This is a genomic window from Streptomyces sp. NPDC054841, from assembly GCF_053611045.1.
Map to the genome: position 1 here is coordinate 1 of NZ_JBSGZO010000417.1, position 7,757 is coordinate 7,757.

5 protein-coding genes are annotated in these 7,757 nt (G+C 70.4%); 2 read left to right on the forward strand and 3 right to left on the reverse strand.

Annotated elements, in window-relative coordinates; genetic code table 11:
- Positions 1–37 precede the first annotated feature (37 nt).
- The 3 genes from ACWGI8_RS35100 to ACWGI8_RS35110 form a co-directional block, all read right to left on the reverse strand.
- Positions 38–1,651, reverse strand: coding sequence for a sodium/solute symporter (locus tag ACWGI8_RS35100; RefSeq protein ID WP_453667226.1), 1,614 nt, complete (start codon positions 1,649–1,651; stop codon positions 38–40).
- The gene (locus ACWGI8_RS35105) at positions 1,648–2,100 is read right to left on the reverse strand and encodes a DUF485 domain-containing protein (RefSeq protein WP_453667227.1); all 453 of its coding nucleotides are present in this window, start codon (positions 2,098–2,100) and stop codon (positions 1,648–1,650) included. Before ACWGI8_RS35105 ends, ACWGI8_RS35100 begins: the two co-directional genes overlap by 4 nt.
- 250 nt (positions 2,101–2,350) lie before the next feature.
- The gene (locus ACWGI8_RS35110; RefSeq protein ID WP_453667228.1) at positions 2,351–3,991 is read right to left on the reverse strand and encodes an MFS transporter; all 1,641 of its coding nucleotides are present in this window, start codon (positions 3,989–3,991) and stop codon (positions 2,351–2,353) included.
- A 377-nt stretch (positions 3,992–4,368) separates the two neighbouring features.
- Between ACWGI8_RS35110 and ACWGI8_RS35115 the strand changes: the two genes are divergently transcribed.
- Together ACWGI8_RS35115 and ACWGI8_RS35120 are read left to right on the forward strand one after the other, a co-directional pair.
- A complete protein-coding gene (locus ACWGI8_RS35115; protein ID WP_453667229.1) occupies positions 4,369–5,157 on the forward strand; it encodes an ABC transporter ATP-binding protein in 789 nt (262 codons plus the stop codon).
- The gene (locus ACWGI8_RS35120) at positions 5,154–7,727 is read left to right on the forward strand and encodes an ABC transporter permease (RefSeq protein ID WP_453667231.1); all 2,574 of its coding nucleotides are present in this window, start codon (positions 5,154–5,156) and stop codon (positions 7,725–7,727) included. The genes ACWGI8_RS35115 and ACWGI8_RS35120 overlap by 4 nt, the downstream gene beginning before the upstream one ends.
- Positions 7,728–7,757 lie beyond the last annotated feature (30 nt).

Genomic DNA, 7,757 nt, shown 5'->3' on the forward strand with positions numbered 1-7,757 from the left:
TCCGGAGACCGTGCCGGGGTCCGGGGCGCAGCCCCTGCTACCGAACGCTTCGCGCCGGCGCCGGCGCGCCCGCCAGGATGGTGGGCTCGACCTCCTCGTAGCGCCGGCGTTGCGCCGCGGCTTCGCGGTGGGACAGGCGCGTGCCCAGCCAGCCCGCGAGGAAGCCCGCCGGGACCGAGACCAGGCCCGTCGTGGTGAACGGGAACCAGTTGAAGTCGTGGTCGGGGAAGACGGACTGCGGGGAGCCGGAGACCAGATTGGTGCCGGTCATCAGGATGAGCACGGTGGCGGTGCCCACGATGAGGGTGCTGAGCAGGCCCGCACGCGTGTAGCCGCGCCAGAAGAGGCTGTAGACGAGCGCGGGGGCGACCGCGGACGCGCCGATGCAGAAGGACAGCGTGACCAGCGCCTGGAGGTTCCAGTCGCGGACGAGGGCCGCGAGGGCGATCGCGACGAGGCCGACGCCCGCCGCCGCACCACGGGCCACGACCATCTCGGTGGAGTGCTTCAGCTTGGTCCTGCGCAGGCCGTGCGCGATCAGGTCGTGGGCCAGGGTGTTGGCGCAGGCGAGGGTGATCCCGGCGACCGAGGCGAGGAGGGTGAGGAAGACCGCCGTGGCCACCGCCGTGAACAGCAGACTCTCGAAAGTGGTGACGTCCACTCCGAGTACGGCCTGGCTGACCATCAGGAGCGCCGTCTTGCCCTGCGGGTCGCCCGCGGTGAGGCCCTGGCGCCCGACGATCGCGGCCGCGCCGAAGCCGATCACTGCGAGCAGCAGGCAGGTCACGACGACGGTCGAGACCGCCCAGGACAACGAGCGGCGCACGGCGGTGGCGTTGCGCGAGGTGAACATGCGCATCGTGATGTGCGGCAGCACCGCGGCGCCGAGCACCACCGTCAGCTGCGCGCTGATCATGTCCATTTCGCTGCCGCCGAACTGCAGTCCGGCGGCGAGGTACGCGTCTCCCACCCCGCTGCCCTTCTTGGCCGCGTCCAGCAGTGCGGGCACGCTGAAGTCGAAGCGGTTCAGGATGAGTACGGAGATGGCGGTGGCCGCGCCGAGCAGGACGACGGTCTTGACGATCTGGATGAAGGCGGTGCCCTTCATCCCGCCGATCGCCGCGTACGCGATCATCAGTACGCCGAGGAAGATGATGGACCCGGTCTTGAAGCCGTCCGCGTCGAAGCCGAGGACGATGGCGAGCAGATCGCCCGCGCCGGCGAGCTGGAAGATCACCAGCGGCAGCAGCGCGGCCAGGGTGACCGCGCACGCGGTGATCCGCACGACGGGTCCGGGGGTGCGTCGGGTGAGGACGTCGCCCATGGTGAAGCGGCCCGCGTTCCGCAGTGGTTCGGCGAGCAGGAACATCATCAGGACCAGTGAGAGCACGGTGCTCAGGGCGAGCGTCAGACCGTCGTAGCCGACGAGCGCGATGACGCCGATGGTGGCGAGCACGGTCGACGCGGAGATGTAGTCGCCGGCGATGGCGAGGCCGCTCTGCACGGGGGAGAGCGAGCGGTAGCCGGTGTAGAACTCGCCCAGGTCGTCGCGGTCGGGTCCGGTCATCACGCACAGCAGCAGCGTGACCGTGATGACGGCGATGAAGGCGACGAACGACATGGTCTGGGCGTCGGAGTCGAAGCCGGTCATGCGCGCATGCCTCCCGTCGGCTGCTGCCATCCGGCGGGCCCCGGACGACTCTGACGGCTCTGACGGGGTGCGGCCGCCTCGGCCGCCTGCTCGGCGTGCTGCCGGATCGTCGCGGCGAGCGGGTCCACGCGGTCGCGTGCGATCCGCTCGTAGAGAGCGATCGCCGCGAGGGTCACGGGCAGGGTGAGGAGCCCCAGGAGCACTCCTGTGGTGAGGCCGCCGCTGATCTCGCCGGTCATCAGGTCCGGTGCGTAGCCGGAGAGGATGAGGAAGAGGACGAAGTAGCCGAGCGCCGTGAGGGTCGCGACGCGGCGGAGCCTGCGGTAGCCCGAGCGGAGTCTGCCCAGATCGCCGTTCTCGGCGGGAGCCGGCGGCACCGGCGGCGGTGGTGCGTGCCAGGGCTGCCCCGCCGAGGGGGGCGGCTCGGGAAAGTAGTGGTCGTACGACATCGTGCGGCTCCTTGCGGGCCCTCGCGGACGGGCGGTGTCGCTGTGGGGGGACCGCGAACGTTACTTGTCGGTAGAGACTGGCGTAAGAGGGTTACCGACTAGGCGGTATGTCGTTTCGGCATCAGTCGGATCACGTGTCGGTGGGCAGGTCGCAGAGTCCAGGGCGCAGGTCGAGCGTCAGGTCGCCGGGCAGCCCCGGCCCGGCCGGTGAGCAGCGCGTGCTTCCGGCCGGCGCCGGGGTGCGCGGCCCTCAGGACTCCGGCTTCTCCGTGATCACCGGGAACTTCCGCGGCGCCAGGAACAGAAGGACGAGCAGCGCCAGCGCGGCCGCGCCCGCCGCGCCGACGTACACGTAGTCCACCGCCGTCGCCACGGCGCGGCGCAGATGGTCGTGCGGTGTGCCGTCGGCCAGGGCGTGGGCGACCGAGTCGAGATCGCCGGAGCCGCCGAGACGGTCGGTGAGCACCGCGTTGGCGAGTGCCCCGAAGAGCGCCGCGCCGACGCTCTGGCCGACCTGACGGCAGAACAGCACGGACGCGGTGGTCGTCCCGCGCTCGGCCCACGGCACGGTCGACTGGACGCCGATGAGCAGTGGCAGCTGGAAGAAGCCGAGCGCCGCGCCGAGCAGCAGCATGATCAGCGCCGGCTGCCAGGGTTCGCCCGGGTACGGCAGCAGCGCCGGGAAGGCGAGCAGGATCAGCAGGGCCGCGGAGATGCCGATGACCGCCGTCCACCGGAAGCCGATGCGGTTGTAGACCCGGTTGGAGAACGCGGCGCTGACCGGCCAGCTCAGTGTCATCACGGACAGGACGAACCCGGCGGCGATCGGGCCGAGTCCGAGGACGGACTGGGCGTACGTGGGGAGGAACACGGTCGGCGCGACCATCAGCAGACCGAGTGCGCCGAGGGCCAGGTTCACCGCGGCTATGGTGCGCCGCCGCCACACCCACCCGGGGATGACCGGCTCCGCGGCCCGCCGTTCGATCAGGACCGTGACTCCCGCGCACACCGCGCTGCTCGCGAGGAGCCCGAGCGAGGGTGCGGAGAGCCAGGGCCAGGCCACCCCGCCCTGTACGAGGGCGGTGAGCAGCAGGGCGCCGGTGACGAAGACGGCGAGCGCGCCGGGCCAGTCGACACGGGTGCGGGGGCCCCGCTCCCGTACCGGCTCCACGAGGTGACGGCCGATCAGCCAGAGGGCGACGGCTCCGACCGGCAGGTTGACGAGGAAGATCCAGCGCCAGTCGGCGTACGCGGCGAGCAGACCGCCCACCGCCGGGCCCGCGACCGCCGAGACCGCCCACACGGTGGACAGTTTGGACACGATCTTGGGGCGCTCCTCGAGCGGATACAGATCGGCGGCGATCGTCTGGATCGTGCCCTGGAGCGCGCCGCCGCCCAGGCCCTGGACCACACGGAAGGCGATGAGCGACGCCATGTTCCAGGCGGCCGCGCACAGCAGCGAGCCGACCAGGAAGAGGGCGATGCCCGCGATCAGGACGGGCTTGCGGCCGAAGGTGTCGGAGAGCTTTCCGTACACGGGGAGGGTGACCGTCACGGCGAGCAGATAGCCGGAGAACAGCCAGGAGAAGACGGAGAGCCCGCCCAGGTCGCCGACGATCTGCGGTACGGCGGTCGAGACGATCGTGCCGTCCAGTGCGGCCAGTGCCATGCCGAGCATCAGTGCGGCGACGACCGGTCCCCGGCGGCCGGTCGCGGGCGCCGCGGGCGTCGAGGGTGCCCCGGGTGTCGAGGGCGCCGCCCCCGCGGCCGCCCTGCCCCTGCCCGTACCGGTACGTCCCTCCCCCGTGCCGGTAGGTCCGTCCCCCGTGCCCGTACTTCCCTCGTCCCTGCCCGTATGGCCTCCGCCCGTGCCCGTGTCGCCCCCGCTCATCAAGATCCCTTCCCTATGCACGTATCTCCGCCGGACACACCCTCTCACTAGCTCCTCGTGCGGCGGGAGGGGTCGGCCGTCACGGGGACGCGCGTAGGCCCGGGGGAGGAGACCCCTAGGGGGACCTCCTTACTTCTGTCCAGGGGTCGTTCGTCCCCCTGGAGGACGAGAGGGGCAGGGGCCCTTCTTTAGCTTGGTCTTACGGCGGCGGCCCGGACTTCACCGGCCGCCCTGGGGTGGGGAAAACCCCCGCTCAAGACTGCGCCGTGCACCAGCGCGACGGGACCGTTCCCGCCCGCAGACTCGAATCGCACGCGGCGCGCTCATCGCTGCTCTTCACCGAAATAGCTGCTCTTCACCGAAATAGGAGACTTACCGTGACAACGGCTGTGACCATTCCCCGGCACGGGGGTACCGGAGGACGTACGGCCGTTGCCGCAAGGGCGCGGCAGGTCGTCAAGGCCTACGGCTCCGGCGAGACGCGGGTCGTCGCGCTCGACCACGTCGACGTGGACATCATGCGCGGGCAGTTCACCGCGATCATGGGCCCGTCGGGCTCCGGCAAGTCCACGCTCATGCACTGCCTGGCCGGACTCGACACCGTGAGCTCGGGCGAGATCCACCTCGACGAGACCGAGATCACCCGGCTCAAGGACAAGAAGCTCACCCAGCTGCGCCGGGACCGGATCGGCTTCATCTTCCAGGCGTTCAACCTGCTGCCGACGCTCAACGCCATCGAGAACATCACGCTGCCGATGGACATCGCCGGCCGTAAGCCGGACGCCGACTGGCTGAACCGGGTGGTGGAGACCGTCGGCCTCGCGGACCGGCTGAAGCACCGGCCCACCCAGCTCTCCGGCGGCCAGCAGCAGCGCGTCGCCGTGGCCCGCGCCCTGGCCGCCCGGCCCGAGATCATCTTCGGTGACGAGCCGACCGGCAACCTGGACTCGCGGGCCGGCGCCGAAGTGCTCGGCTTCCTGCGCAGGTCCGTCGACGAGCTCGGCCAGACCATCGTCATGGTCACCCACGACCCGGTGGCGGCCTCGTACGCCGACCGCGTCCTCTACCTCGCCGACGGCCGGATCGTGGACGAGATGTTCAACCCCACCGCGGACCAGGTCCTGGACCGCATGAAGGACTTCGACGCCCGTGGGCGGACGTCGTGACCGTCCTCAAGACCTCCCTGCGCAACTTCTTCGCCCACAAGGGACGCATGGCGCTCTCCGCCGTGGCCGTCCTGCTGTCGGTGGCGTTCGTGTCCGGCACGCTCGTCTTCACCGACACCATGAACACGACGTTCGACAAGCTCTTCGCGGCGACCGCGGCGGATGTCACGGTCAGCCCCAAGAACGCGGCGACGGACGACGAGATGCCGGAGACCGGCCTGCCCGAGACGCTGCCCGCGTCCCTCCTCACGAAGGTGGAGAAGGCCGAGGGTGTGAAGTCCGCCGAAGGCGCCGTCGTCTCCATGAGCGTGACCGTCGTCAACGCGGACAACAAGAACATGGGCTCCTCCACCGGCGCCCCGACGATCGCCGGCAACTGGACGCGGAACGACCTGCGTTCGATGGAGATCACCTCCGGCCACGCCCCGCGGGGCCCCACCGAGGTGATGGTCGACGCCGACACCGCCGAGAAGCACGGGCTGAAGCTCGGTGACGAACTGCGCACCATCGCCGTCACCGGTGACCTCACGGCGAAGATCTCCGGCATCGCCTCCTTCAAGGTCACCAACCCGGGTGCGGCCGTCGTCTACTTCGACACCGCCACCGCCCAGCGCGAACTCCTCGGCAGGACCGGTGCGTTCACCCATGTCGCCGTCACCGCGGCGCCCGGCGTCAGCCACGAGCAGCTGAAGAAGAACGTGGCCGCGGCCGTCGAAGGGCCGTACAAGTTCCAGACCCAGCAGGAGGCGGCGGACGCCGGCCGTGAGGACGTCGGCGGCTTCCTCGACGTCATGAAGTACGCGATGCTCGGCTTCGCCGGGATCGCCGTCCTCGTCGGCATCTTCCTCATCGTCAACACCTTCTCGATGCTGGTCGCCCAGCGCACCCGGGAGATCGGGCTGATGCGGGCCATCGGATCGAGCCGGAGGCAGATCAACCGCTCGGTGCTCGTCGAAGCGGTGCTGCTCGGCTTCGTCGGCTCCGTCGCCGGTGTCGCCGCCGGTGTCGGCCTCGCCATCGGGCTGATGGAGCTCATGTCCTCGATGGGCATGGAACTGTCCACCCAGGACCTGACCGTGAAGTGGACGACCCCGGCGATCGGCCTCGTGCTCGGTGTCGTCGTCACCGTACTCGCCGCCTACATCCCGGCCCGTCGGGCCGGGAAGGTCTCGCCGATGGCCGCGCTGCGCGAGGCCGGCACACCGGCGGACGGCAGGGCCGGACTCGTCCGCGGCGGCGTCGGCGTGCTCCTCACCGGGGCGGGGGCGTTCGCGCTGTGGACCGCCACCCAGGCCGACAAGGCCGGCGAGGGTTCGCGCTGGCTCGGGCTCGGCGTCGTCCTCAGCCTCATCGGCTTCATCGTCGTCGGCCCGCTGCTCGCGGGCGGTGTGGTCCGGGTCATCAGCGCGCTCGTCCTGCGGATCTTCGGTCCGGTCGGGCGGATGGCCGAACGCAACGCCCTGCGCAACCCGCGCCGCACCGGCGCCACCGGTGCCGCCCTGATGATCGGGCTCGCCCTGGTCGCCTGTCTGTCGGTGGTCGGCTCGTCCATGGTCGCCTCGGCGACGGAGGAGCTCGACAAGTCCGTCGGCGCCGACTTCATCGTCCAGTCGACCAACAACCAGGCGATCGTGCCGAAGGTGCAGCAGGCCCTGGAGAAGGCCCCGCACATCAACCACGTCACCGAGTACAAGCAGCTCAGGACCAAGCTCACCACCCCGGACGGCAAGACCGAGGAGGAGCGGATCGTCGCCGCCGACCCGACGTACGCGCAGGATGTGCGCCGTGAGACCGTCGCGGGCGAACTCTCGGCGGCGTACGGGAAGAACGCCATGTCCGTCGGCGACGGCTACGCCGAGCGGCACGGGGTGAAGGTCGGCGACGAGATCACGGTCGCCTTCACGGGCGGCGAGACGGCCAGGCTGAAGGTGGCCGCCATCACCTCCGACGACACCAATGTCGACAAGGGCGCGATGTACACCGGCATCACGACCGTCGCGCAGTACGTCCCCGCCCCGAAGATGCCCAAGAACCGGATCATGTTCGCCTCGGCCGAGGACGGCAAGGAGAAGGAGGCGTACGCCTCGCTCAAGGCCGCGGTCGCCAAGTACCCGCAGTACAAGGTGCAGAACCAGACCGACTTCAAGCAGGACCTGAAGGACCAGGTCGGCCAGCTCCTGAACATCGTGTACGGGCTGCTGGCGCTCGCGATCATCGTGGCGGTGCTGGGCGTCGTGAACACCCTCGCCCTGTCGGTGGTCGAGCGCACCCGCGAGATCGGCCTGATGCGGGCGATCGGACTCTCGCGGAGGCAGCTGCGCCGCATGATCCGTCTGGAGTCGGTGGTCATCGCCCTCTTCGGCGCCCTGCTCGGCCTCGGCCTGGGCATGGGCTGGGGCACGGCGGCGCAGAGGCTGCTGGCCCTGGAAGGCCTCGGCGTCCTGGAGATCCCCTGGCCGACGATCCTCACGGTCTTTGTCGGATCGGCGTTCGTGGGACTGTTCGCGGCCTTGGTCCCGGCATTCCGGGCGGGCCGGATGAACGTGCTGAATGCCATCGCCACGGAATAGCGGCGGTGGTGACCGGGCCCCTGTGGGCAC